This window comes from Rhodococcus xishaensis (assembly GCF_004011825.1).
In the GTDB taxonomy this organism is placed as follows: Bacteria; Actinomycetota; Actinomycetes; order Mycobacteriales; family Mycobacteriaceae; genus Prescottella; species Prescottella xishaensis.
The window spans coordinates 149,828-175,301 of the sequence record NZ_RKLO01000001.1 but is presented as its reverse complement, the minus strand read 5'-3'; the positions used below and the strand labels follow the sequence as shown (position 1 = coordinate 175,301).

Annotated in this window: 24 protein-coding genes; 15 read left to right on the top strand and 9 right to left on the bottom strand. The window is 67.0% G+C overall.

Features of this window, described 5'->3' with window-relative positions:
• Positions 1–88 precede the first annotated feature (88 nt).
• A complete protein-coding gene (locus tag EGT50_RS00910; RefSeq protein WP_127950741.1) occupies positions 89–637 on the top strand; it encodes a GtrA family protein in 549 nt (182 codons plus the stop codon).
• 64 nt (positions 638–701) lie between these two features.
• On the opposite strand, the gene EGT50_RS00905 is transcribed toward EGT50_RS00910, so the two are convergent.
• The 4 genes from EGT50_RS00905 to EGT50_RS00890 are packed head-to-tail and all read right to left on the bottom strand — an operon-like array spanning position 702 to position 3,961.
• Positions 702–2,036, bottom strand: coding sequence for a sensor histidine kinase (locus tag EGT50_RS00905; RefSeq protein ID WP_127950740.1), 1,335 nt, complete (start codon positions 2,034–2,036; stop codon positions 702–704).
• 12 nt (positions 2,037–2,048) lie between these two features.
• Positions 2,049–2,729 (bottom strand): response regulator transcription factor, encoded by a 681-nt coding sequence (locus EGT50_RS00900; RefSeq protein WP_127946253.1) that lies wholly within the window; start codon positions 2,727–2,729, stop codon positions 2,049–2,051.
• Between the two features lie 35 nt (positions 2,730–2,764).
• Positions 2,765–3,340: a PH domain-containing protein gene (locus EGT50_RS00895; protein ID WP_127950739.1), complete on the bottom strand. Its 576-nt coding sequence runs from the start codon at positions 3,338–3,340 to the stop codon at positions 2,765–2,767.
• A 42-nt stretch (positions 3,341–3,382) separates the two neighbouring features.
• On the bottom strand, positions 3,383–3,961 hold the full coding sequence (locus tag EGT50_RS00890; RefSeq protein ID WP_127951324.1) for an HdeD family acid-resistance protein: 579 nt from the start codon (positions 3,959–3,961) through the stop codon (positions 3,383–3,385).
• Positions 3,962–4,240: 279 nt separating this feature from the next.
• Here EGT50_RS00890 and EGT50_RS00885 point away from each other — a divergent pair, with 279 nt between their 5' ends.
• The gene (locus EGT50_RS00885; protein ID WP_127950738.1) at positions 4,241–4,666 is read left to right on the top strand and encodes a DUF7144 family membrane protein; all 426 of its coding nucleotides are present in this window, start codon (positions 4,241–4,243) and stop codon (positions 4,664–4,666) included.
• A 26-nt stretch (positions 4,667–4,692) separates the two neighbouring features.
• Here EGT50_RS00885 and EGT50_RS00880 read toward each other — a convergent pair whose 3' ends face one another.
• Positions 4,693–5,526, bottom strand: coding sequence for a biotin--[acetyl-CoA-carboxylase] ligase (locus tag EGT50_RS00880; RefSeq protein ID WP_127950737.1), 834 nt, complete (start codon positions 5,524–5,526; stop codon positions 4,693–4,695).
• A gap of 117 nt (positions 5,527–5,643) precedes the next feature.
• Between EGT50_RS00880 and EGT50_RS00875 the strand changes: the two genes are divergently transcribed.
• From EGT50_RS00875 to EGT50_RS00865, 3 genes are all read left to right on the top strand, one after another.
• Positions 5,644–7,284, top strand: coding sequence for an acyl-CoA carboxylase subunit beta (locus EGT50_RS00875; protein ID WP_127950736.1), 1,641 nt, complete (start codon positions 5,644–5,646; stop codon positions 7,282–7,284).
• Positions 7,281–7,640 (top strand): acyl-CoA carboxylase subunit epsilon, encoded by a 360-nt coding sequence (locus EGT50_RS00870; RefSeq protein WP_127950735.1) that lies wholly within the window; start codon positions 7,281–7,283, stop codon positions 7,638–7,640. Before EGT50_RS00875 ends, EGT50_RS00870 begins: the two co-directional genes overlap by 4 nt.
• A 111-nt stretch (positions 7,641–7,751) precedes the next feature.
• Positions 7,752–8,396 (top strand): Maf family protein, encoded by a 645-nt coding sequence (locus EGT50_RS00865; RefSeq protein WP_127951323.1) that lies wholly within the window; start codon positions 7,752–7,754, stop codon positions 8,394–8,396.
• On the opposite strand, the gene EGT50_RS00860 is transcribed toward EGT50_RS00865, so the two are convergent.
• The gene (locus EGT50_RS00860; protein ID WP_127950734.1) at positions 8,393–8,788 is read right to left on the bottom strand and encodes a group III truncated hemoglobin; all 396 of its coding nucleotides are present in this window, start codon (positions 8,786–8,788) and stop codon (positions 8,393–8,395) included. The genes EGT50_RS00865 and EGT50_RS00860 overlap by 4 nt on opposite strands.
• A 125-nt stretch (positions 8,789–8,913) precedes the next feature.
• Here EGT50_RS00860 and EGT50_RS00855 point away from each other — a divergent pair, with 125 nt between their 5' ends.
• The 6 genes from EGT50_RS00855 to EGT50_RS00830 all read left to right on the top strand — a co-directional run bounded on the left by EGT50_RS00855 (position 8,914) and on the right by EGT50_RS00830 (position 13,566).
• Positions 8,914–9,837 carry a sulfurtransferase gene (locus EGT50_RS00855; RefSeq protein ID WP_127950733.1) on the top strand — a complete coding sequence of 308 codons (924 nt, stop codon included), beginning with the start codon at positions 8,914–8,916 and terminating at the stop codon, positions 9,835–9,837.
• Positions 9,834–10,247 (top strand): SufE family protein, encoded by a 414-nt coding sequence (locus EGT50_RS00850; RefSeq protein WP_127950732.1) that lies wholly within the window; start codon positions 9,834–9,836, stop codon positions 10,245–10,247. Before EGT50_RS00855 ends, EGT50_RS00850 begins: the two co-directional genes overlap by 4 nt.
• A 283-nt stretch (positions 10,248–10,530) precedes the next feature.
• Complete coding sequence (locus EGT50_RS00845) at positions 10,531–12,336, top strand: acetyl/propionyl/methylcrotonyl-CoA carboxylase subunit alpha (protein WP_127950731.1); 1,806 nt, start codon at positions 10,531–10,533, stop codon at positions 12,334–12,336.
• Positions 12,337–12,458: 122 nt separating this feature from the next.
• A complete protein-coding gene (locus tag EGT50_RS00840; protein ID WP_127950730.1) occupies positions 12,459–12,860 on the top strand; it encodes a DUF1707 SHOCT-like domain-containing protein in 402 nt (133 codons plus the stop codon).
• Entirely contained in the window at positions 12,860–13,201 is a 342-nt protein-coding gene (locus tag EGT50_RS00835; RefSeq protein ID WP_127950729.1) for a hypothetical protein, read from the top strand. The genes EGT50_RS00840 and EGT50_RS00835 overlap by 1 nt, the downstream gene beginning before the upstream one ends.
• Before the next feature lie 11 nt (positions 13,202–13,212).
• The gene (locus EGT50_RS00830; protein WP_408014569.1) at positions 13,213–13,566 is read left to right on the top strand and encodes a VanZ family protein; all 354 of its coding nucleotides are present in this window, start codon (positions 13,213–13,215) and stop codon (positions 13,564–13,566) included.
• 34 nt (positions 13,567–13,600) lie between these two features.
• On the opposite strand, the gene EGT50_RS00825 is transcribed toward EGT50_RS00830, so the two are convergent.
• Both EGT50_RS00825 and lat read right to left on the bottom strand, forming a co-directional pair.
• A complete protein-coding gene (locus EGT50_RS00825) occupies positions 13,601–14,404 on the bottom strand; it encodes a tyrosine-protein phosphatase (protein ID WP_127950728.1) in 804 nt (267 codons plus the stop codon).
• Positions 14,405–14,504: 100 nt separating this feature from the next.
• On the bottom strand, positions 14,505–15,845 hold the full coding sequence (gene lat / locus EGT50_RS00820) for an L-lysine 6-transaminase (protein WP_127950727.1): 1,341 nt from the start codon (positions 15,843–15,845) through the stop codon (positions 14,505–14,507).
• A gap of 65 nt (positions 15,846–15,910) precedes the next feature.
• Between lat and hglS the strand changes: the two genes are divergently transcribed.
• Together hglS and amaB are read left to right on the top strand one after the other, a co-directional pair.
• A complete protein-coding gene (gene hglS / locus EGT50_RS00815) occupies positions 15,911–17,191 on the top strand; it encodes a 2-oxoadipate dioxygenase/decarboxylase (protein WP_127950726.1) in 1,281 nt (426 codons plus the stop codon).
• The gene (amaB, locus tag EGT50_RS00810; RefSeq protein ID WP_127950725.1) at positions 17,188–18,741 is read left to right on the top strand and encodes an L-piperidine-6-carboxylate dehydrogenase; all 1,554 of its coding nucleotides are present in this window, start codon (positions 17,188–17,190) and stop codon (positions 18,739–18,741) included. The genes hglS and amaB overlap by 4 nt, the downstream gene beginning before the upstream one ends.
• Positions 18,742–18,804: 63 nt before the next feature.
• Here amaB and EGT50_RS00805 read toward each other — a convergent pair whose 3' ends face one another.
• Positions 18,805–19,404, bottom strand: a complete 600-nt coding sequence (locus tag EGT50_RS00805; RefSeq protein WP_127950724.1) for a hypothetical protein — start codon at positions 19,402–19,404, stop codon at positions 18,805–18,807.
• A gap of 492 nt (positions 19,405–19,896) precedes the next feature.
• Between EGT50_RS00805 and EGT50_RS00800 the strand changes: the two genes are divergently transcribed.
• Together EGT50_RS00800 and EGT50_RS00795 are read left to right on the top strand one after the other, a co-directional pair.
• A complete protein-coding gene (locus tag EGT50_RS00800; protein ID WP_127950723.1) occupies positions 19,897–20,751 on the top strand; it encodes an SDR family oxidoreductase in 855 nt (284 codons plus the stop codon).
• A 160-nt stretch (positions 20,752–20,911) separates the two neighbouring features.
• Positions 20,912–25,474: an ATP-dependent helicase gene (locus EGT50_RS00795; RefSeq protein WP_127951321.1), complete on the top strand. Its 4,563-nt coding sequence runs from the start codon at positions 20,912–20,914 to the stop codon at positions 25,472–25,474.

The following is a 25,474-nucleotide window of genomic DNA, read 5'->3' as shown; positions in this document are numbered from 1 at the left end:
AGGTCGTCCGGTATCGCTACCTGTGAAGAACCTGATAGATCACCATCTGCTGCATCGATGAGATTACGGATTCGTACAATACTTCGTTGTGTCTTTCGTCGATGCGGCGATCAGCCGAGTTCCGCAGCCCTTCCGGACCATCGCCGTTCGCCACCATGAGTTCGTCAAGTTCGCGATCGTCGGCGGCACGACCATGGTGGTCGACCTCGCGATCTTCTACACGCTGAGCCTGTCGATCCTCGAGCAGAAGCCTGTCGTCGCCAAGGTCTTTTCGGGCGTCATTGCGACGATCCTGAGCTACATCCTCAATCGTGAGTGGTCGTTCAAGCACCGTGGTGGACGCGAACGCCATCACGAGGCGCTGCTGTTCTTCACGATCAGTGGCGTCGGCGTCATCATCGCGGCGGCACCGCTGTGGATCGCGAACAACATCTTCGACATCCGCACCTCCCTGACCTTCACGACCCTCGTGGTCGTCGACTTCGTCCTCAACTACATCATCGGCAATCTGCTGCAGATGACCTTCCGATTCTGGTCTTTCCGCCGATGGGTCTTCCCGGAGGACTCGACCGGCTACGAGGAGATCGACCAGCCCGAACCGGCGGGGCTGGCGGCAGACGATCCCGGCCGTATATGAGACAGGCCGCGTAGGAAACAGATCGCGTAGGGGACAGGCCGCGTAGGAAACAGTCGATGGCCGACTAGCGCGGTTCGTGGATACCGGCCACCCGCGTCGGAGCGTCGTCACGAACTGGCGAAAGGAACACCGCGAACAGTGCGGGTCGTCTGCGCTGGAGTTCGAGACGCCCGCCGTCCGCCTCCACAAGTGCTCGTGCGAGCGCCAACCCGACCCCGGTCGATCCGGCCCCGGAGAATCCGCGGTCGAAGATGTGCGGCGCCAGTTTGTCGCTGACCCCCTCGCCCTCGTCGGATACCTCCACGCATACACGGGAATCGAGCGGATCCGTCGAGGATCCTCGTCCCACCGGACCCGACACGAGCCGGACAGAGACCGTGCAGGTGCCCGCGCCGTGCTGCAGGGAGTTGTCGATCAGCACCGATACCGCCTCACGCAGCCGCGACCCAGTCGCTGACGAGGTCAAACGTGGCTCGCCCCGCAGGCGCAGTACCCGGCCGGAGTCTTTGAACGGACCCTGCCAGTCCGCGACGACGCTCGCGAGTTCCCGTACCACCGAGACCGGCTCGTGGCTGGCGGCATCACCGTCGCGGGACGATCGCACGAGATCGTCCACGGCGACGGTGAGCCGATCGACCTGTGCCATCGCTTCCTCCGCCTCGTGCACCACGGAGGGATCCGGGTGTCCGGACAATTCGTCGAGACGCAGGTGCACCGCTGTCAGTCGGCTGCGCAACTGGTGCGAGACATCGCCGACGAGCGCGTGCTCACGTTGCAAACGCCCCGATATCTCGACGGTCGCCGAATCGAGCACGTCGGACACGCGATCGAGTTCCGGGATGCCGTGCCTGCGGGAGTCCGGACGGAAGTCGCCCTCGGCGAGCCGAGCCGCGCGCTCCGCAACGTCTCTGAGGGGATCTGCGAGGCGTTTGGCGGTCACTACAGCGACGGCGGCGCCGGCGCCCATCGAACCGAGGACCAGCAGGGTCACCGCGCCCACCGCCTGACGCTGTAGCGTCCGCATCCGGTCGGACGGCACCTCGAGCCGCAGCGACCCGGACGTACCCATCGACAGCGACTCGACGAGCGGCGAGGGCACCGACTCCGCCCCTATGTCCATCCGTGCAGCCCCGTCCTCGGGGGTGGGATAGACCACGACGAGCTTGCCGCCCTCGGGTACGGCCAGACGCAGGGAGGTCGTGTCCAGCTCGCCCTCGACGACGCCGGCACTGCCTTGCTGCGTGATGATCTCCACGGCCATCCGGTCAAGCCGGTTCTGGAGGTCGCTGCGGGTGAAGTCGTCAACCCACAGCCACGCCGTAGAGATCAGCGGGACACCGAGCAGCAGACCCGTGAAGATGACGACCGCGAGGATCGACTGCAGGATTCTGCGACGCACGGTGCCGAGAACCTAGTCGGTGTTGATCCGGAACCCGACTCCGCGCACGGTCGCGATCCGGCGATCCGCACCCGCCCCCTCGTCACCGATCTTGCGACGCAGCCAGGACATGTGCATGTCGAGCGTTTTCGAGCCACGCAGTTCCACGTCGCCCCACACCTCCCGCAGGATGGTGTCGCGCGAGACGACCTGACCGGCGTGCTCGAGCAGCACCCGAAGCAACTCGTACTCCTTGTTCGCCAACGCGATCTCGGACCCGTTGACCAGGACGCGACGAGCGGCGGGCTCGAGGCGGATGCCGGCGACCTCGACGACGACGTCCTCGCCGCCGCCGCTTCGGCGCAGCAGCGCACGGACCCGCGCCATCAGTTCGGCGAGCCGGAACGGCTTGCCGACGTAGTCGTCAGCGCCCGCGTCCAAGCCGACGACGAAGTCGACCTCGTCGGTTCGCGCAGTCAGCATCAGTACGGCCAGGTCCAGGCTGTGTGCACGCAACTGACGGCACACTTCGAGCCCGTCCATCCCCGGAAGCCCGAGGTCTAGGATCAGGAGCTCGAACTCACCGGTGAGCGCGCGCTCGAGCGCGGCCGGCCCGGTCTGTTCGGTCGTGACGGTGTAGCCCTCGCGGCCGAGAGCACGCGACAGCGGCGCAGCGATGGCTTCGTCATCTTCGGCAAGCAGTACGGCGGTCACGACGACAGCCTACGATTACGCGAGCCGATGCGGTCCTATAACCAGCCTTTCCAATAATTTCGACCTTCTTCACCTGCACGGCCCGAACCACCACCCGGGTAGCGTTCGTGCGGGATGTTCGCCGAATCGAACACCTGGTGGTACAGCAGCGAGTGGACCCTCTGGACCTCGGGAATGTCATCGAATTCGAGCGGATCGTCTGACGACGCGACGATCACGAGCGTGCCGGTGCGCAGCATCCTGTCGACGAGCCCGTGCCGGAACTGGACATTGCTGATCCGGTTCATTGGGATGTCTATACCCGTGTGGGTCATGACCCCTTGCCGGACCATCACTCGCCGGTCGGTGACGATGAAGTGCGTCGACTTCCACCGCAGTACCGGGACCAAGACCTTCCACGCCACGAGTCCCAGCCACGACGCTCCGACCAGGATCGACACGACCGTCACGGTGCCGCCGATCAGTTGCGACTGAGCGAGTCCCACGGCGAAACCAGCGATTGCGGTCGCCAGGATGAAGATCACCGACGGGACGACGAGACTCTTCCAGTGCGGATGCCGGTGGAGCACGAGTTGCTCGTCCGCCGCCAGCGCGTCCTGCGGGTATCTCATGTGAAGAGTGTGACAGTGATCCCGCGGGTGGTGGGCTTCAGCTCAGCTCGTGCGGCGCGCCAGGAAAGCCGCCGCGACGACGATGACGCCGTACAGGATCATCCAGACTCCGACGACGATTACGAACACGCCGAGTGAAAGTTCCGGCTGCAGCAGCACAATCGCGCCTGCGACGACACTGATGATTCCGAGGACGATGCTCACGGCCCGGTTGCCCGGAACCTCCGTGGCGCCCGCGACGATGTCGAGCACGCCACGGAAGACCCACCACGCGCCGATCACGAGTGCGATGACCACGAGTGTCTGCAGCGGACTGCGGAGAACGAGGAATCCGAGCAGAACCGCGAGCGCGCCCGACAATCCAGTCAGCGTGCGCGCCGCCGTCGGAGCATTGACCTCGGCGAAGGACCGCACGATCTGGATGATCCCGAACGCGAACACCTGGATCGCGATGAGCACGGCGACGACGACGAGCGTCGCGCTCGGCCATACCAATATGGCGATTCCGAGACCGAGGGTGAGGAGGCCGAACACGACGGTCAGTGCCGTCAACATACGATCGGCGGTCTCCTGGTCCTTGGAGTCACCGGCCGCCCACGCTTCGCCGGAACCTGCGGACATTCCCTGCTGTGCGTTCATCTCTACCCCCTGCTGCGGCTACCGACTCCTCACGAAAATTGCTGGTGATTCAGCGTCAAAGTATCAGCACGACACACTCTGCGAGTGATTGTCCGGCGATTCCGTACACACCGACTCCTCGTCGTGGGCAAAGCGCGCAATTTTCACCCTTCCGGCGGACGATTTCACCCTTCGGGGATGAGGTTTCGCGAACTGAGACATTGCAGACTGCACCTGATGAAGTGGCTTCTCCACCGGTGAGCGATCGAAAGGGGAACTGCGATGACGACCAACACACCGACGACGCACGGTTCGGGCGGCGGGGGCTCCGGACAGGGGCTCGCGGCAGGTGCGTCACTCGCCGCTGCGGTCATCCTCGTCACGGTAGGAATCCTGCAGATCTTCCAGGGCATCTCGGCACTGACCAAGGACGACGTGTTCGTCGTCGGCCCGGACTACATCTACCAGTTCGACCTCACCGCGTGGGGCTGGATCCACCTGATCATCGGCGCTGTCGTCGTCCTCGTCGGTCTGGCTCTGATGACCGGGGCGATGTGGGCGCGGGTGGCGGCCATCGTCATCGCGGCGCTGTCGATCATCGCGAACTTCCTGTGGATTCCGTGGTATCCGCTGTGGTCGATCCTGATCATCGCGCTCGACGTCGTGGTGATCTGGGCGGTCGCCACTTGGAAGCCCGAGACGGCGTGAGGCTGACACCACGCGCAGCGTGAAGTTCACACCACGCGCAGATGGGTGACGTCGCCGGCCGATACCGCGACCGGCGACTCACTCTTCGGCTTGATCACGACTCGTCCTTGTCGGTCCACATCGGTCGCGATCCCAACGAGCTCCCGGTCTCCCGGGAGCTCGGCGCGTACCAGGCGGCCGAGCGTGCCACACCGCTCACGGTATGCCGCCGCCAGTTCGTCCACCTTCCAGTCCGCGGACTGCCACTGACGCCACCGCTCGGCGAGCGCTCGCAGCATCGCGCGCACCAGAACGGTGCGGTCGGTGACGCCGGCGTTTTCGAGCGCCAGAGATGTAGCCGTGGGCACCGGAAGCTCCTCCCGCGTCAGGGTCACGTTCAGCCCGATGCCGACGACGACCGTCGGGACCGGCTCCGTCGACGCCACCTCGGTGAGGATTCCTGCGACCTTCCGGTCCTCGATCAGAACGTCGTTCGGCCATTTGAGTTCCGTCTCGACGCCGGCCACGTCGTTCAGAGCGTCGACCACCGCAATGCCCGACAGCAGTGGCAGCCAGCCGAGGTCGGTCAGGTCGATCCCGGGCATGTCGAGCACCGCCGACAACGTCACCAGCGCCCGCGGCGCACTCACCCAGGTACGCGCATGCCTGCCCCGGCCGCCCGTCTGGTATTCGGCGATCAGGACGCTGCGCGCGTAGTCCGGCTCCTTCGCCCGGGCGAGCAGGTCGGCGTTGGTGGAACCGGTCTCTGTCACCACGTCCAGGCGCGACCAGAACGCCTTCGGGTCACCCCCGGGGTGACGAACGAGAGCGCGTCGAAGCGCACTCACATCGAGCGGAGGGCGGTTCAGATCGGTCCACATTCCACCCAGCCTAGGATGCGACTGGAAAGTGACCCGTGAGTAGCTTAGGTTGAATAATTCAACGCAACCCCACCTCACTAGACGCGAGGCCGACAGACCTGGCTAAGCTCACTTGTCATGACCAGTGTGCAGGAGCCAGCCGCGGCGGAGGCGGCGAATACCCCGGATATCCACACAACGGCGGGAAAGCTCGCTGACCTGCGGAACCGCCAGGCGCAGGCAGTGCAGCCGATGGGCGAGGCCGCCGTCGAGAAGGTCCACGCGAAGGGCAAGCTGACGGCCCGCGAGCGCATCCACGCGCTGTTGGACGAGGGCTCGTTCGTCGAGGTCGACGCGCTTGCGCGGCATCGCAGCTCGAACTTCGGCCTCGCCGACAACCGTCCCCTCGGCGACGGCGTCGTCACGGGCTACGGCACCATCGACGGCCGCGACGTCTGCGTGTTCAGCCAGGACGCGACCGTGTTCGGCGGCAGTCTCGGCGAGATCTACGGCGAGAAGATCGTCAAGGTCATGGATCTGGCGCTCAAGACCGGCCGTCCGCTGATCGGCATCAACGAGGGTGCCGGTGCCCGAATCCAGGAGGGCGTCGTCTCACTCGGCCTGTACGGCGAGATCTTCCACCGCAACGTCCAGGCCTCGGGTGTCATCCCACAGATCTCCCTGGTCATGGGCCCAGCAGCGGGTGGCCACGTTTACTCGCCCGCCCTCACCGACTTCATCGTCATGGTCGACGAGGCCAGCCAGATGTTCGTCACCGGCCCCGACGTCATCAAGACCGTCACCGGCGAGGACGTCACCATGGAGGATCTCGGTGGCGCCCGTACCCACATGACCAAGTCCGGTGTCGCGCACTACGTCGCCACCGACGAGCAGGACGCCCTCGACTACGTCAAGGACCTGCTGTCGTACTTGCCGAGCAACAACCAGGCCGCAGCCCCACGCATGCTGCCGTCCGATCCGATCGACGGCTCGATCGAGGACTTTCTCACCGACGAGGATCGCGAACTCGACACGCTGATCCCGGATTCGGCGAACCAGCCGTACGACATGCACGAGGTCATCCGCCGCATCCTCGACGACGACGAGTTCCTGGAGGTTCAGGCCGGGCGTGCCGGCAACGTCATCGTCGGCTTCGGCCGCGTCGACGGCCGCAGCGTCGGCATCGTCGCCAACCAGCCCACTCAGTTTGCCGGCTGCCTCGACATCGATGCCTCGGAGAAGGCCGCGCGCTTCGTCCGTACCTGCGATGCGTTCAACGTCCCGATCATCACGCTGGTCGACGTCCCGGGCTTCCTGCCCGGCACCGACCAGGAGTACAACGGCATCATCCGTCGCGGCGCAAAGCTCCTGTACGCGTACGGTGAGGCCACGGTAGGAAAGATCACCGTCATCACCCGCAAGGCATACGGCGGCGCGTACGACGTCATGGGCTCCAAGCACATGGGTGCAGACGTCAACCTGGCGTGGCCGAGCGCCCAGATCGCGGTCATGGGCGCGTCAGGCGCTGTCGGATTCGTCTACCGCAAGCAGTTGCTCGAGGCGGCCAAGAACGGCGAGGACGTCGACGCATTGCGTCTGAAGCTGCAGCAGGAGTACGAGGACACTCTGGTGAACCCGTACATTGCGGCTGAGCGAGGCTACATCGACGCTGTGATTCCTCCGTCGCACACCCGCGGACAAATTGTCTCGGCTCTACGGCTACTCGAGCGCAAGATGGTTTCACTTCCGCCCAAGAAGCATGGGAACATCCCTCTATGACCGCCACAACCCGGGAAGATTTGCTCACCGACACGGAGCTGCTGACGCCGTCGGTCGACGCCGCGGCACTCGAGGGTGCCGAACTGGAGGAGGCGATCGCCGGTCTGGAGTCGCAGGAGGCCGATGAGGCGGCCGATCCCAAAACACCGCTGATCAAGATCGTCAAGGGCAACCCGTCGGAAGAGGAGATCGGCGCGCTCGTCGCAGTCTTCACGGCCGCGGCGGAAGGCGCGGGTGACGCGGTGACGGACCCCCGCCCGCCCGAGACATGGGGTTCACCGACCCGCATGCACCGCGGGCACGGGGCTTTCTCGCCCCACTCGTTCGGCAACCCGGTCGCGGCGCGTCCGTCCTGATCGAGCGGTTCATACTGTGCTGATTGCGTGGTTCGAACAGTGTTGATCGTGTGGTTCCCACAGTGTTGATCGTGTGGTTCCCACAGTGTTGATCGTGTGGTTCCCACAGTGGTGACCCGACTGGTTCTCGCCTCGGCGTCCCCGGCACGGTTGACCGTGCTGCGGGGCGCCGGGGTCGAACCCACCGTCCGTGTCTCCGACGTCGACGAGGACGCGCTCATCGGCCATCTCGGCGCCTCAGCGGCCCCCGAGGTGATCGTCACCGCGCTTGCGGAGGCCAAGGCCCGTGACGTGGCTTCCTCGCTGACCGCCGAGGGATGGACCGACGCCGTCGTGATCGGCTGCGATTCGATGCTGCTCATCGATGGCGAACTGCAGGGCAAACCGCACACCGTCGACGTCGCGCGCCGCCGCTGGCAGTCCATGGCCGGCCGCAGCGCGACTCTCCTCACCGGGCACAGCGTGCTGCGGGTCGAGGGCGGCATGGTCGTCGCAGAGGCGTCGGACCACAGCGGCACGGTCGTCCACTTCGGCACCCCGTCGGCCGAGGACCTCGAGGCTTACCTCGCATCGGGTGAACCGCTGAAGGTGGCCGGAGCCTTCACCCTCGACAGCCTCGGCGGCTGGTTCGTCGAACGAATCGACGGGGACCCGTCCAGCGTCATCGGCATCGGACTACCACTCGTCCGGCGCCTGCTCGGCGAGCTCGGCGTCTCGGTGGCTGAATTGTGGGCCGCCAACGCGCTCGTCCGCTAGGTCGCCGGTGTCCAGGTTCTCCCCAGCGCACCTGCCATAGCAATCGCTTTCGTCTTCGCGCGTTCAGCGTCAGGTCCGGCGAATTCGGTGTCCACCGTCTCGCACCACAGATCCAGCCACCGCGCGAGCTTCTCGCCCGCGAGCCCGTGTTGCCTATTCAGTGCCTCGTGGACGAGCGCGAAGTCGCCTCGGTAGCGCGTGGTACGGAAAAGGATCTGCTCCCAGAAGTCGCCCACGACAGGCAGGTGTTCGTCCAGCCCGACCGTCGCGAGGGTCTCGAACGCCGCCGCGAGCATCGGATCGACGAGGGCCCGCTCGTAGAACGAGCGCACCAACCGATCGACGTCGGGGCGGCCGGCTATGTCGCGGCGGTGGTCGGTAGGGCGCGTCACGGTCCACGACGGTACTGGCTACCCACCGGTAGCCGTGGATGATCTCGACCGCTCCCACGAGTGTGGGACCACATAGAATCGGATGTGGATAGCCCTCCACCCACACCTGCCTCAGGAGCCCACCAGTGCCCGTCGCACCCGATTCCAATCCCGCGTTCGCTGCATACGCCCATCCAGAGCGACTCGTCTCGACCGAGTGGCTGTCCGCCAACCTGGGCGCCCCCGGCGTGAAGGTGGTGGAGTCGGACGAGGACGTGCTGCTCTACGACGTCGGCCACATTCCCGGCGCTGTGAAGATCGATTGGCACCTCGACCTCAACGACCCGGTCACCCGGGACTACATCGACGGGAAGGCGTTCGCGGACCTGATGGGCCGCAAGGGCATCGAGCGCTCGGACACTGTCGTGATCTACGGCGACAAGAGCAACTGGTGGGCCGCGTACGCGTTGTGGGTCTTCACGCTGTTCGGGCACGAGGACGTCCGACTGCTCGACGGCGGCCGAGACGTATGGCTGTCGGAGAGTCGCGACACCACGCTCGACGTCCCCACCCCCGCACCCACCCAGTACCCGGTCACGGAGCGCGACGACAGCCGTATTCGAACGTTCAGGGACGAGGTCCTGGCACACCTCGGCAACGGCCCGCTAGTGGACGTACGTTCCCCACAGGAGTACACGGGCGAACGCACCCACATGCCGGACTACCCGGAGGAGGGTGCGCTGCGCGGCGGCCACATCCCGACGGCGGTATCGATCCCGTGGGCACGCGCCGCGGCACCGGACGGGCGATTCCGCAACCGTGCCGAACTCGAGCAGATCTACGCGGACTTCTCGCGCGACGACGACGTGGTCGCCTACTGCCGGATCGGTGAGCGGTCGAGCCACACCTGGTTCGTCCTGACCCACCTGCTCGGATTCCCGAACGTTCGCAACTACGACGGCTCGTGGACCGAGTGGGGCAATGTCGTGCGGGTGCCGATCGTGAAGGGCGATGATCCGGGTGACGCGCCGGGCGCCACACCGGGTTCGGCCCGGGAAGTGGCCTCATGAGCCTGCCCGAGAGTCTCGCCGAGATCGTCGACGACTTCGCCGCCGTCGACGGCCAGGACAAGCTGCAACTGCTGCTCGAGTTCAGCCGCGAACTGGCTCCGCTGCCGCCTGAGCTCGAGCAGGACGCGATGGAGCCGGTCCCTGAATGCCAGTCACCGCTGTTCCTGTTCGTCGACAGCAACGACCGGGACAGGGTTCAACTGCACTTCAGTGCGCCAGCCGAGGCTCCGACGACACGTGGTTTCGCGTCGATCCTCCACCAGGGACTCGACGGACACAGTGCCGCAACGATCCTCGCGGTTCCCGACGACTTCTATTCAGAGCTCGGCCTGGCCGACGCGGTCAGCCCGTTGCGGTTGCGCGGCATGAGTGCCATGCTCGCGCGCATCAAGCGGCACCTTCGCGTCTGAGCGCGCGAAACGTGCTGCGCTGCCCAGCACGCGCCCGGTGGGCGTTCGTGAACGACCTTCCTGACAGGCGGGCCGCTGCCACCAACACCGGGCGCTGTTGCGGACGACGACAGCGCTACTGATCAGTAGGGTTGCAGTGGGAATCTGAGCCCTTAATGTGTAAGCGCTATCCGGTTACATCGGTTACCTGATTGGTGCATAGACTCCGATGAGATGCCAACAGACACCTGCCGGTGACACCAGCAAACCGCGGGAACCTACCATGCGAAACACAGGAGGCTCAGTGCCCACTCAAGCCAGCGCGCAAATCACGAAGGTGCTCGTCGCCAACCGCGGCGAGATCGCTGTGCGGGTCATCCGGGCCGCGAAAGACGCCGGCTACGGCAGCGTCGCCGTCTACGCCGAACCGGACGCGGACGCACAGTTCGTGAAACTCGCTGACGAGGCCTTCGCTCTGGGCGGCCAGACCTCCGCCGAGTCCTACCTGGTGTTCGACAAGATCCTCGACGCCGCCGCGAAGTCCGGCGCCGACGCCATTCACCCCGGCTACGGCTTCTTGTCCGAGAACGCGGACTTCGCACAGGCAGTCCTCGACGCGGGTCTGATCTGGATCGGCCCCTCGCCGCAGTCCATCCGCGACCTCGGAGACAAGGTCACCGCCCGCCACATCGCCGAGCGCGCCAACGCGCCGATGGCGGCCGGCACCAAGGACCCGGTCAAGAACGCCGACGAGGTCGTCGAGTTCGCCAAGCAGTACGGGGTCCCGGTCGCGATCAAGGCCGCCTTCGGTGGCGGTGGCCGCGGCATGAAGGTCGCGCACACCATCGAGGAGATCCCCGAGCTGTTCGACTCGGCCACCCGCGAGGCGACCGCCGCCTTCGGCCGCGGAGAGTGCTTCGTCGAGCAATACCTCGACAAGGCTCGCCACGTCGAGGCCCAGGTGATCGCCGACACGCACGGCAACGTCGTCGTCGCAGGTACCCGCGACTGCTCGCTGCAGCGCCGCTTCCAGAAGCTCGTCGAGGAGGCCCCGGCACCGTTCTTGACCGACGACCAGCGTCGCCGCATCCACGAGTCCGCGAAGGCCATTTGCAGGGAGTCCGGCTACTACGGCGCCGGTACGGTCGAGTACCTCGTCCAGGGCGACACCGTCTCGTTCCTAGAGGTCAACACCCGCCTGCAGGTCGAACACCCGGTCACCGAGGAGACCGCCGGCATCGACCTGGTCCGCCAGCAGTTCCGCATCGCCAACGGCGAGAAGCTCGAGATCACCGAGGATCCGACCCCTCGGGGCCATTCGTTCGAGTTCCGCATCAACGGCGAGGACGCCGGTCGCGGCTTCCTGCCCGCTCCCGGCCCGATCACCGTCTACAAGGAGCCCTCGGGGCCGGGCGTGCGCGTCGACTCCGGTGTCGTCGCGGGCGATGTCATCGGCGGCCAGTTCGACTCGATGCTCGCCAAGCTGATCGTCACCGGCGAGAACCGGGAGCAGGCCCTCCAGCGTGCTCGCCGCGCGCTCGCCGAGTTCGAGGTCGAAGGCCTCGCCACCGTCATCCCGTTCCACCGCCACATCGTCGAGAACGACGCGTTCATCGGCAAGGTCGACGAGAACGGGGTCGAGAAGTTCGACGTCTACACCAAGTGGATCGAGACCGAGTGGGACAACCCGATCGAGCCGTACAAGGGAGCCGGCACTGCCGCGGACGACGACGAGCACCTCCCCCGCCAGTCGGTCGTCGTCGAGGTCGGCGGCCGTCGTGTCGAGGTGTCGCTGCCCGGTTCGTTCTCGATCGGCAATACGGGCGGCGCGAGCGGTGCCATTCGCAAGAAGCCGAAGGCGCGCAAGCGCGGCGGCTCCGGCGCCGGTGCCGCGTCCGGTGACGCCGTGACCGCGCCGATGCAGGGCACCGTGGTCAAGGTCGCCGTCGAGGAGGGCCAGGAGGTCGCCGAGGGTGATCTGATCGTCGTCCTCGAGGCCATGAAGATGGAGAACCCGGTCACCGCGCACAAGTCCGGTGTGGTCACGGGTCTGAAGGTCGAGCCGGGCGCCGCCATCACGCAGGGCACGGTCCTGGCCGAACTCAAGTAGCACCTGTTCCATCGCTGTGCGCGCCTCACGGATCCCGGATTCAGGGGCGCGCACAGCGCTGTTCAGGTATTGCTCCTCTGGCAGTGCTCAGCACTCTCGGCAGCCTTAGTAGTCTTTTGGACATGGCCGACGTACCCGACATCCGTATCGGCACCGCAGAACGCGAAAGGGCACTCGAGGCGCTGACTCAGCACTTCAGCGACGGTCGCCTCACGGTCGCCGAGTTCGACGAGCGCAGCGGGCAGATCGCCGCAGCCATGATGCGCAGCCAACTAGACAAGGTGTTCACCGACCTGCCGGCGCTCGGTTCGACTCCTGTTCTCGGTTCGACGCCCGGGACAGGCGCCTCCTCCGAGACCGTCGAGGGCAGATCCTGGCGCAGTACCGTCATGGCGGTGCTCCCGTTCGTCGCGCTCGCACTGTTCTTCCTGGTGCCGATCGACCACAGTTGGTTGTTCTTCCTTCTCATCCCCGCGACTGCGGCCATCCTGTTCGGCGGCGAGAAGGGACACAGCGGCAGCTGATGGAACCGATCGAGATCAACGCAGGATCCTGGTACCTGCGCGCCCTGCGCGCCGACGAGCGAGTCGACGACGGGCCTGCGCTCCGCGACGGCGGCGTCGTGGACCCCGGCTACGTCACCGAGCGCGCCCGACAATGGGCCGATGACGAGCACTACTCGTGGGCCGTGTGCGAGCCCACCACGGGTGAACTCCTCGCGGAGGTCGGCCTGACCCCGAAGGGATCCGAGTGCATCCTGGATGGCTGGGCTCGTCCCGGCCACGACGGCGCTCTCGCCGCCGCCCTCGACGCCGCGCGACGTTTCGCCGCAGGAGCCCTCGGGCTCGCCCTCACCGAGCGTTGAAGGCAGCCGTTGTGGCCGACAGGATCGACGCGCGGTTCGTGCCGCTCACGATCGCGACGGTCATCGTTCTCGTGATGCTGTTCTCCCCCGGCTCCACGGTCCCGAGCGGGCCGGAGAACAGCGACAAGCTCACCCACGCCCTGATGTTCGCCACGCTGGCGGTGACGTCGCGTTACGCCCGCATCGGTGTCGTTTGGACCGCCGGATGGCTGCTGGCATTCGCCGCCGTGTCCGAGGTGTTGCAGGGTGCGCTTCCGATCCAGCGCAGCGGTTCGGTGTGGGATGCGGCCGCGGACACGGTCGGCATCGCGATCGGGCTGGTGCTCGCACGGGTGCTTGCGCGTCCGATGCGCATCTCGGTGTGAGCACCAGCCGCCGGCGGCAGCGCCGGGTTCGAAGTCAGCCTTCGAGCAGGTGGGTCCGGATCGACTCCCGTCCCGCGGCGTCGATACCGAGACCGTCGGCGAAGTAGCCCTCGATCGACCCGAAGTTCTCCCGCATGTGATCCAGCGCAGCCTTCAGGTAGTCCAGTCGAACCCCGACCACCTGCTTCAACAGTTCCGGATCTCCGCCGGCCTCGGCGAACCTGTCGAACACCGACTCGAACGCCGGCAGCAGTTGGGTGTTGGTGAGCAGGTAGTCGTGAAAGACGTCGTCCTCGTCGACACCCAACAGCAGCAACAGCGACGCCGCCGCCCACCCTGTCCGGTCCTTGCCGGTCGTGCAGTGCACGAGGGCTGGGAGGGTCGCCCGCGCAGCCAGCTCGGTGAACAGAGTGCGGTACGACGCCACCGCGCTGGGCAGGGTCACGAAGTCGCGATAGCTGCTGAGGAAGTAGTCGAGGGCGCGGTTGTCGCCAAGCATCGACTGGGCGATCGACGGATCGGACAGCACCGCCTGCATCTGCGCGGGCACCGACCGGTAGGCCTTGTCGGCAAGAACGTCCAACGCCACCTCACGAACCGACGCCGGCAAACTGTCGGGCGCGGCGTCGCGCTCGGATTCCGTGCGCAGGTCGAAGACCGTCGCGAGGCCGAGGTCGGCTAGTCGCGGAGCGTCGTCGACGCTGATCTTGCTGAGGTGCGTTGAGCGATAGAAGCGACCGAAACGGACGGTGGCTCCGTCGCGAGTACTGTACCCGCCGATGTCGCGCAGGTTGGGAACGGACTGGATCGGGATGCTCGCACCCTTCGTGGACGTCATGCGCCCAAACTAGACGAGGCCCGTGGACTTCAGGTCAGGGCCCTTGGAGGTCTCGCAGCGGCCGGTCTCGAGATCCCACTGCGAGCCGCGCGGATCGGCTCTAAGGCGTCATCCGGACGAGCACCCGGTCGAGTGCGTCGGCGGCCGCGTCGAGTTCCGCGATGGTCACCGTGAGCGGTGGTCGGAACCGGATCCCGCGCACACCGGTCGCGAGGAACAGCACGTGCTCGCACTCCCGCAACTCGAGCAGTACCCGGTCCCGGAACTCGGGGGTCGGAAGGGTGATCGCGCACATCAGCCCCCGCCCACGAGGTTCGGTGACGGCGTCGTGGGTGGCGGCGAGCTCTACGAGTCGGCCGAGGAGATGGGCCCCGCACAGCCGCGCGCGGTCGATCAACCGGTCCTCGTCTATGACCTCGAGGATGCGCCGTGCGCGGACCATGTCGGTGAGGTTGCCGCCCCAGGTGGAGTTGATGCGCGAGCTGACCTCGAAGACGTTGTCGCGGACCTCGTCGACGCGGCCTCCAGCCATGATCCCGCACACCTGAGTCTTCTTACCGAACGAGACGACGTCCGGTGTGACTCCGAGCTGCTGGTACGCCCACGCGGTGCCGGTCAGGCCGCAGCCGGTCTGGACCTCGTCGAAGATGAACAGTGCATCGTTCTCGACGCACTGGGCATGCATCCGACGGAAGAACTCCGGCCGGAAGTGGTGGTCGCCGCCCTCGCCCTGGATCGGCTCCGCGAGGAAACATGCGATGTCGTGAGGGTGCTCGGCGAACGCACGCTGCGCCTGCCCGAGGGCAAGGTCCTCGGCGGCGGCGACGTCCCGACCGTCGGCGAGATAGGGCGCGTCGATCCGGGGCCACGCGAACTTGGGAAAGCGCGCGATCTTGGCCGGGTCGGTGTTGGTCAGCGACAGGGTGTACCCGCTGCGGCCGTGGAACGCCTCGGTCAGGTGCAGCACGCGGGTGCCGAGCGCGGGATCTCGCCCCGCCGCCTCGTTGCGCCGGCTCTTCCAGTCGAACGCGACCTTGAGCGCATTCTCGACGGCGAGGGTGCCGCCGTCGACGAAGAACAGGTGCGGCAGCGCGGGGTCCCCGAGGACGCGGGCGAACGTGTCGACGAACCGCGCCATCGGCACCGTGTAGACGTCCGAGTTGCTGGGCTTGTTGATCGCGGCCATCGCGAGTTCGTCGCGGAATTGGACGTCGTCGGCGAGCGCCGGGTGGTTCATGCCGAGCGCCGACGAGGCGAAGAAGCCGAACATGTCGAGATAGGTGGTGCCGTCGCGCAGATCGACGACGTGCGTGCCCAGGGAGTTCTCGAGGTCGAGGACCAGGTCGAACCCGTCCGCGAGCATGTGTGCGCGCAGGACGTCGTGAACTCTCCCGGCCGGCAGGTCCGAGTCACCGGCCGCGGGGCGGACCGCGGTGCTCATATCGCAAGGCTACGTCAGCGTTCCCACCCACGTCCGGGCATCGAGGCTCGTAGGATCGAGGGACGATGGCCGAAATCCACGAGCTACGGTCGAGATTCGCTGCGGCGCTGTCTCGCATGTACGGCCGTGAAGTGCCGGCCTACACGACGCTGGTCGACGTCACCGAACAGGTCAACGCGGACTACATGGAGGCGAATCCGGACTCGGCGGAACGTTTCGGAACCATCTCACGGGTGACGGCCGAGCGGCACGGTGCGATCCGGGTGGGTACGCCTGCCGAAATGCACGACGTCGCGGTCCTGTTCGCCGGTTTCGGCATGTACCCGGTGGGCCTGTACGACCTGCGCGAGGCAACACCTCCCGTGCCGGTGGTCTCGACCGCATTCCGCCCGATCGATCCGGACGAACTGGCTCGCAACCCTTTCCGAGTGTTCACGTCGATGCTGATCACCGCGGACCGCCGCTTCTTCGAGCCCGACCTGCAGCGGCGGCTCGAGTCGTTCCTGGCACGGCGCAGACTGTTCCCGGACGTGCTGCTTTCCCTCGCCCGCCGAGCCGCGGACGACGGCGGCCTCGACGATCAGCAGGCAGAACGGTTCGTCTCGCTCGCGACGTCGGTATTCGAACTGTCGGGAGAACCGGTGGACCGGGCTTGGTATCGCGAACTCGAGCAGGTCTCGGCCGTGGCCGCAGACATCGGCGGCGTCTCGAGCACCCACATCAATCACCTGACGCCACGGGTGCTCGACATCGACGAGCTGTACGCGCGCATGTCGGCGCGCGGGATCACGATGATCGACCGGATCCAGGGCCCGCCACGGTGGGAGGGTCCGGAGGTGCTGCTGCGGCAGACATCGTTTCGTGCCCTGGCCGAGCCACGCAGCTTCGTCGAGTCGGACGGTTCGATCACCGACGGCGAGTTGCGGGTGCGGTTCGGTGAGGTCGAAGCCCGCGGGATCGCACTCACCAGGTCCGGCCGCGCCCTGTACGACGAACTGATGGAGGCGGATCCGTCGAACTCGAAAGGACTGTGGAACAAGAGTTTCCCGACATCGGAGGATGAGCTCGAGAAGCGCGGCATGGCTTACTTCACGTATCACGACGGCATACGTGAGCCGATCGTCTACGAGGACTTCTTGCCCAAGTCCGCGGCCGGGATCTTCCGGTCGAACCTGGCCGCGGGCGGTACCGGCGAATCCGATGCAGTCGGTGCCGCAGACTTGGGTGGCGGAGCGAGAACAACGTACGACATGGGCGCCCTCGCGGACGTCATCGGCCGCGAGGTGCATGACCCCTACGAGTTGTACCGGCGGCAGCAGGAGCAGTCAGGAGAGAGCCCCTTATGACACTTCCCGGTACCAGCACCTTGGCGGCTCGCGCGATCGCTGCACTCGGTCGTTGCGGTGCAACACTTCCCACGATCGCCGGCGATGCCGGCCCTGTCCCGCTCACGGCACGTACCCCGATCGACGGCTCCGTTCTCGCCTTCCTGCACCCCAGCACGTCCGCCGACGTCGAGGCCGCCGTCGCCGGCGCGCATGACGCCTTCCTGACGTGGCGAACGGTGCCCGCACCCAAGCGCGGATCATTAGTACGCCGACTCGGGGAACTGCTCAGCGAGCACAAGTCCGATCTAGCTGACCTGGTCACCCTCGAGGCGGGCAAGATCCGCTCCGAGGCGCTCGGCGAGGTGCAGGAGATGATCGACATCTGCGAGTTCGCCGCCGGACTGTCGCGGCAGCTCTACGGCCGCACGATGGGTTCCGAGCGACCCGGGCACCGACTCTCGGAGACGTGGCACCCGCTCGGGGTGGTGGCGGTGATCTCCGCGTTCAACTTCCCGGTGGCGGTGTGGTCGTGGAACACCGCACTCGCGCTGGTGTGCGGGGACCCAGTGGTTTGGAAGCCGTCGGAGACGACCCCGCTCACCGCGATGGCGTGTGACGCGTTGCTGCGCCGAGCCGCCACCGAGACCGGAGCTCCCGACGGGCTGCACCACGTGGTGCTCGGGACCGCCGTCGTCGGAGAACAACTCGTCGACAACCCCCGGGTCGCCCTCGTCAGCGCCACCGGTTCGGTCCGGATGGGTCGTGCTGTGGCACCGAGGGTCGCCGCGCGATTCGGCCGCTGCCTACTGGAACTGGGCGGCAACAACGCCGCCATCGTGACAGCGTCGGCCGACTTGGATCTGGCGGTGCGGGGCATCGTGTTCGCGGCGGCCGGTACCGCGGGGCAACGATGCACCACGTTGCGCCGACTGATCGTCCACCGCTCGATCGTCGACGACGTGACCGATCGGATCGCGGGGGCATACCGACAGCTGACCGTCGGCAGCCCCTTCGACGACAGTGTCCTTGTGGGCCCGTTGATCTCGGGCAAGGCATACCACGCCATGCACGCCGCCCTGGACACCGCGCGCGCCGATGGCGGCGTGTTGGTCACCGGCGGTCAACGCGTCGGCTCGGGCGAGTCGTTCTACGTGACGCCGGCTGTGGTCCGGATGCCGGAGCAGACGGCAATCGTGCGGGCCGAGACGTTCGCGCCGATCCTGTACGTGCTCGCGTACGACACCTTCGACGAGGCGATAGCGCTGCACAACGGTGTCCCGCAAGGGTTGTCCTCAGCGATCTTCACCACCGACCAACGTGAGGCCGAACGGTTCCTCGCCGCGGACGGCTCGGACTGCGGCATCGCGAACGTCAACATCGGCACCTCCGGCGCCGAGATCGGGGGTGCGTTCGGTGGCGAGAAGGAGACCGGGGGTGGGCGCGAATCCGGTTCGGACGCATGGAAATCGTACATGCGCCGCGCTACCAACACGGTCAACTACTCCGTCGAGCTCCCCCTGGCACAAGGCGTCGAGTTCGGGCCGCGATCATCCGATGACGCCGAGTAAGAAGTAGCTCGACCTTCGGCCGGGCTCGCCCCTCCCCGACTCGGAGGCGAGCATCCGGACGGATCAGTTGAGGGTGGCGATGTAGTCGAAGATGGCTGGCTGAACCGCCGGGTTTGCGGTGCTGATGCCGTTGAACGCGCCGATGGCGCCGCCGATCATCGCACCCGGAATGCATCCGACGAACAGGAACAGCACGCATCCGACGACCGCACCAACTCCGGCACCGATCTGAGCGCCCATGGCACCGCCGTTGAACCAGCCCTGTTCTATCTCCCGGATCATGTTGTTGTAGGCATCTTGCTGAGCGTCCACGTTCTGCAGCGCCGCAACTGCTTGCACAGGGATCTCCGGCGTGAGAGTGAGCTTGTTGCCGTCGATCGAGGGCACGAGCGGAACGGTGGTTCCGGCTACCTGATAGCTCAACGGTATGACCTCCGCCGTGGATCCTGCCGGGTCGACGACGTCGACGACGTTGCCGGCTACACGGAATGTTCCTGCATCCAGGACGGTTTCGAGTGACGCTCCGTTCGGGCCGATCTGGGTTTGGTAGCCGATCGGGCCAGGGGCCGGTGGTGCGCCAGGCTCCGCGTATGCGGTTCCGCTGGCCACCCCCAGCGCCGCGATGGCTAACACTGATACAGCCGCAGTCTTGTGGAGTTTCATCGGGGAGCTCCCCTCCTTGCCGGAAGACGGCCCCGAGCTGGTCAAAGACCGTCCGGAACATCGACTAGACTAGTGAAGTGGAGGCCGGTCCGTATGGGCTAGCTGAGATTCGATACCGAATCTCGAGCGATTCGATAGCACGGGCCGTCACCGCACTGAATGTCGTTCGACGATGTCCGATTCGACCGCATTTCCCTACTGCCCCAACCTATTCCGCATGAGCATGGTTGAGCGCCCGTCTCGTGTTGTTTCACTGCCGGACTACCGACGGACCGGCGACCGCGGACGAAACTGCCCGAACGGACAGGCGCCGATGCCCGATACGCGCCGAGCGCAGTCTCTCCGGGCGTTGCGCCAGTGGGCCGGATCTTCGCCGCTGCGACCAGTCGGATGCCCGCATTGCTGGATCCGCTCGGCTGGGGCGGGGCTCGATCGTGACCGGTCGCACACCCCCGCCTTCGACCGCCGAGGAGGGCCTGCCATCCTGTAGCCGTGATCCGACAGCTGCTCACTTCCGCCGCCCTCAACCCGCTCCCCTCGCCGCGCGCACTGGCTGCGCGCGTGCTACCAGGGACCGGCCGGCCAATCGCCGACCAACGTGTGCTGATCACGGGTGGTTCCTCCGGTGTGGGCGAAGCGGCGGCACGACGGCTCGCCGCGCTCGGGGCGGAGGTGATCCTCGTCGCCCGCGGTGTCGAGGGCCTCGAGTCCGTCCGCGACGACATCCGTGACGCTGGTGGCCGTGCCCACGCCTTCTCTGCCAATCTGACGGACCCCGACGACATCGACCGGCTCGCTGCGCAGGTCCTTGCCGAGGTCGGACCAGTCGACGTACTCGTCAACAATGCAGGACGCTCGATTCGGCGCACCGTGGAGGACTCGCTCGACCGCTTCCACGACTTCGAACGCACGATGGCGATCAACTACTTCGGCGCGACCCGGCTCACCCTGGCCCTGTTGCCGTCGATGCTCGAACGCGGCGACGGACACATCATCAACGTTGCCACCTGGGGGGTGCCCTCCGGGGTGATGCCCAAGTTCGCGGCGTACCACGCGTCGAAGGCTGCCGTCGAAGCGTTCGGGCGCAGCCTCGGAGCCGAGGTCGCGGACCGGGGAATCGCCGTGAGTACCCTGCATTTCCCATTGGTGCGGACGCCGATGATCGCGCCGACCGCCGACTACGACACGATGCCGGCGCTGCGACCCGAGGAAGCAGCCGAATGGTTCGTGACCGCTATCCGCACCCGTCCGGTGGAACTGATGCCCACCTACGCCGAGGCCCTGCGGGTAATCGGATTCTTCTCGCCGGGGCTGTCGAACGCGCTCGTGCTGCGCGGGCGCATATAGCGGGCACGCCTCACCGCAACCCGACTGAGTTCGGTCAGTAAGGGGGGACCGGTTGGTTTCTCGTGGGTGAATACCAACGGCGGGCGAAGACTGATTCAGCCGAGCTGAGGTACTGAACGCGGAACGAAGGTTGTCAGTACCGACGGGCAAGATGGACCACATGGACGGCGTCCTCGACCGCTTCTCCGCCCCCACCCGAGAGTGGTTCGACGGCGCCTTCGACGCGCCCACGGCCGCTCAGCTGGGGGCGTGGGACTCGATCGCGACCGGCTCGCACACCCTCGTCGTAGCACCGACCGGCTCGGGTAAGACGCTGTCGGCGTTCCTGTGGGCGCTCGACCGACTCGCGACTGACACCGCCAACAACGACGAGCGCACCACGCGCGTCCTCTACATCTCTCCGCTCAAGGCGCTCGGTGTGGACGTCGAGCGCAACCTCCGGGCACCACTGGTCGGCATCACCCAGACCGCGAAGCGCCTCGGGTCCGACCCGCCGGAGATCCGGGTCGGTGTCCGCTCCGGCGACACCCCCGCCGGCGAACGCCGCAAACTGATCAAGACGCCGCCCGACATCCTCATCACGACCCCCGAGTCGCTGTTCCTGATGCTGACATCGTCGGCGCGGGAATCCCTGGCCGGCGTGGAGACGGTCATCGTCGACGAGGTTCATGCCGTCGCCGGTACCAAACGCGGCGCCCATCTCGCACTCTCCCTCGAGCGCCTCGACATGCTGTTGGCGAAGCCTGTGCAGCGGATCGGCCTCTCCGCGACCGTGCGTCCCCACGACGAGGTCGGTCGCTTCCTCGTCGGCGCCGCACCAATCCGCATCGTGGCACCGCCCGCCGCCAAGACGTTCGATCTCACCGTTCGGGTTCCGGTGGAGGACATGACCGAACTCGGTCTCGCCGAGCCGGACCCGGACTCGGTCTCCCCCACCCCGCAGGCCGGATCGATCTGGCCGCACGTCGAGGAGCAGATCGTCGACCTGATCCTCGAACATCGGTCGTCGATCGTGTTCGCGAACTCGCGACGTCTCGCCGAGAAGCTGACCGCCAGGCTCAACGAGATCTACGCCGAACGCAATGGCGACGGCGTCGAGCGGCAGGGCGGACCGCCGTCACAGATCGGGGCACCAACCGAGGTCAACTACGGCGCCGATCCGCTGCTCGCCCGGGCGCACCACGGCTCGGTGAGCAAGGACCAACGCGCCCTCATCGAGGACGACCTCAAGTCGGGTCGCCTGCGCTGCGTCGTCGCCACCAGCAGTCTCGAACTCGGAATCGATATGGGCGCAGTCGATCTCGTCGTCCAGGTAGAAGCACCTCCCTCCGTCGCGAGCGGCCTGCAGCGCGTCGGCCGGGCCGGACACCAGGTGGGCGAGATCTCCCGCGGCGTGCTGTTCCCCAAGCACCGCACCGACCTGATCCACTGCGCCGTCACCGTCGAACGCATGACAGCGGGCCGGATCGAGGCCCTCGAGATCCCCGCCAATCCGCTCGACATACTCGCTCAACAAACCGTTGCCGCGACGGCGCTCGAACCGCTCGACGTCGAGCGATGGTTCGACGCGGTCCGGCGCAGCGGGTCTTTCGCGACGCTCCCCCGATCGGCGTACGAGTCGACCCTCGATCTGCTTTCCGGCCGGTACCCGTCCGACGAGTTCGCAGAACTGCGACCGCGCCTGGTGTGGGACCGCGACGGCGGCACCCTTACGGGTCGCCCCGGCTCGCAACGCCTCGCGGTCACCTCGGGTGGCGCCATCCCCGACCGGGGGCTGTTCGCCGTCTACATGGTGGGCGAGCGTCAATCGCGCGTCGGCGAACTCGACGAGGAGATGGTCTACGAGTCCCGTGTCGGCGACGTCTTCGCGCTCGGCGCCACCAGTTGGCGGATCGAGGAGATCACCTACGACCGGGTCCTCGTCAGCCCCGCGTACGGGTTGCCCGGGCGGTTACCGTTCTGGCACGGCGACGGTCTGGGCCGCCCCGCCGAACTCGGTGAGGCTCTCGGCGGGTTCCTGCGGGAGCTGTCGTCCAGCGCTCCCGACGCAGTCACAGCGCGCTGCGTCGCAGCTGGTCTCGACACCAACGCCACCACCAACCTCTCCGCCCTGATCGAGGACCAGCAACAGGCCACCGGCCGGGTTCCCACCGACCGGACGCTGGTCGTCGAGCGGTTCCGCGACGAACTCGGCGACTGGCGACTGGTGCTGCACTCGCCCTACGGCCTGCGCGTGCACGCGCCGTGGGCGCTCGCGGTCGGCTCGCGGTTGCAGGAACGCTTCGGCGTCGACGCCGCCCCCACCGCCTCCGACGACGGCATCATCGTCCGCCTGCCGGATACCGAGGACACCCCACCTGGCGCGGAGTTGTTCGCGTTCGAGCGTGACGAGATCGAGGACATCGTCACCGACGAGGTGGGCGGCTCGGCGTTGTTCGCGTCCCGGTTCCGCGAATGTGCCGCGCGCGCACTGCTGTTGCCGCGCCGCACCCCGGGCAAGCGGGCGCCCCTGTGGCAGCAGCGACAACGATCGGCACAGTTGCTCGACGTCGCCCGCAAGTACCCGACATTCCCGATCCTGCTCGAGACCGTGCGCGAATGCCTGCAGGACGTCTACGACCTCCCGGCGCTGCGCGAACTCTTCGGCCGCCTCGCTCGCCGCCAGATCCGGATGGTCGAGGTGGAGACTGCGACACCGTCGCCGTTCGCGAACGCACTCCTGTTCGACTACGTAGGCGCGTTCATGTACGAGGGCGACAGCCCGCTCGCCGAACGCCGCGCGGCGGCCTTGTCGCTCGACTCCACACTGCTGGCCGAACTGCTCGGGCGGGTCGAACTGCGGGAACTGCTCGATGCAGACGTCATGGCGCAGGCCGAGCGGGAACTGCAACGCCTCGTTCCGGAGCGCCACGCTCGTGACGTCGAGGGGATGGCCGACTTGCTGCGCCTGCTCGGCCCGCTCACCACCGCGGAGGCGGCAGCCCGCGCGACCGGCGACCCGCTGCCGTGGCTCACCGATCTCGTCGAACACCGCCGTGCACTTCAGGTGTCGTTCGGGGGCAGGCAGTGGTGGACGGCGATCGAGGACGCGGCACGCCTGCGCGACGGCCTGGGCGTGCCTCTGCCCATCGGTACCCCCGCCGCGTTCATCGAACCCGTCGACGACCCTCTCGGCGATCTGTTGAGCCGCTACGCCCGCACCCACGGGCCGTTCACGCTCGCCGAAGCGGCCGAACGGTTCGGCATCGGTGCCGCCGTCGCGCGGGATGTCCTCACCCGACTCGCAGCCGAAAAAAGGGTCGTCGAGGGCGAGTTCCGTCCCGGTGTCTCAGGCAGCGAGTGGTGCGACGCCGAGGTACTGCGCCGACTACGGCGGCGCTCGCTCGCGGCCGCGCGCGAGGACGTCGAACCGGTCAGTACCGCCACTCTCGGGCGCTTCCTCCCGAGTTGGCAGCATGTCGGCGGTTCGCTGCGCGGGCTGGACGGTGTCGTATCCGTCGTGGAACAACTTGCAGGGGTGCCGGTTCCGGCGTCGGCCCTGGAATCGCTGATCCTCGGCTTCCGGGTACGCGACTACTCGCCCGCGATGCTCGACGAACTCACCTCCACAGGTGAGGTGATTTGGGCAGGCGCCGGGCAGATCTCCGGCAAAGACGGCTGGATCAGTCTGCACCTGGCCGAGTCGTCACCGCTGACGCTCGCGCCCCCGGCCGACATCGACCTCACCGAGTTGCACCGCGCCATCCTGGATGCCCTCGCCGGGGGCGGTGCATACTTCTTCCGGCAGCTGTCGGACGCACTGGGCGCAACGGGCATGGCCGCGTCCCGCGGCGTGGACGACACGGCGGTCACCGCCGCACTCTGGGACCTCGTATGGGCCGGTCGCATCGGCAACGACACCCTCGCCCCGCTGCGGGCGCTCCTGTCGGACACCTCACGCGCCACCCCCAGCCACCGCACCCCTCGCCGCGCCCCACGCGCCCACGCGTACCGGCGCTTCAGCCGTCCGATCCTGCCGACGCACTCCGGCCCTCCCACCGTCGGCGGGCGCTGGTCGCTGCTCCCCGCACCCGAACCCGACCCGACACTGCGCGCCCATGCGACCGCGGACCTGCTCCTCGAACGCTATGGCGTCGTCACTCGCGGCTCGGTGGTAAGCGAGAACGTCCCTGGTGGATTCGCCCTGATGTACAAGGTGCTCAGCAGCTTCGAGGACAGTGGGCGCTGCCGCCGCGGCCACTTCGTCGACGCCCTCGGTGGGGCACAGTTCTCCACGCCCGACGTCGTCGACCGCCTCCGCACCTACGGCGACTCGATCGAGGGCCGGCACCCGTCGGCGCCTGCGGTCACCCTCGCGGCGTCCGATCCCGCGAACCCGTACGGCGCAGCACTGCCCTGGCCGCCGTCGGTGGCCGGTGGCGACGGCGGCGCAGCCACGCGGCACCGCCCCGGCCGCAAGGCGGGCGGGCTGGTAGTGCTCGTCGACGGGGAGCTGGTGCTGTTCGTCGAACGCGGTGGACGCACCGTCTTGACGTTCACCGACGACATCGGTGCCCTGCGCACCGCCACCGAATCGCTCGCCGCCACCGTCAAACGTGGCGGCATCGACAAGGTCGTGGTCGAGAAGGTCGACGGGTTGACCATCCACGGCAACGACTTCGGCGAACTCCTCGCGGAGGTAGGGTTCTCGGCCACCCCACGCGGCTACCGACTGCGAGCGTGA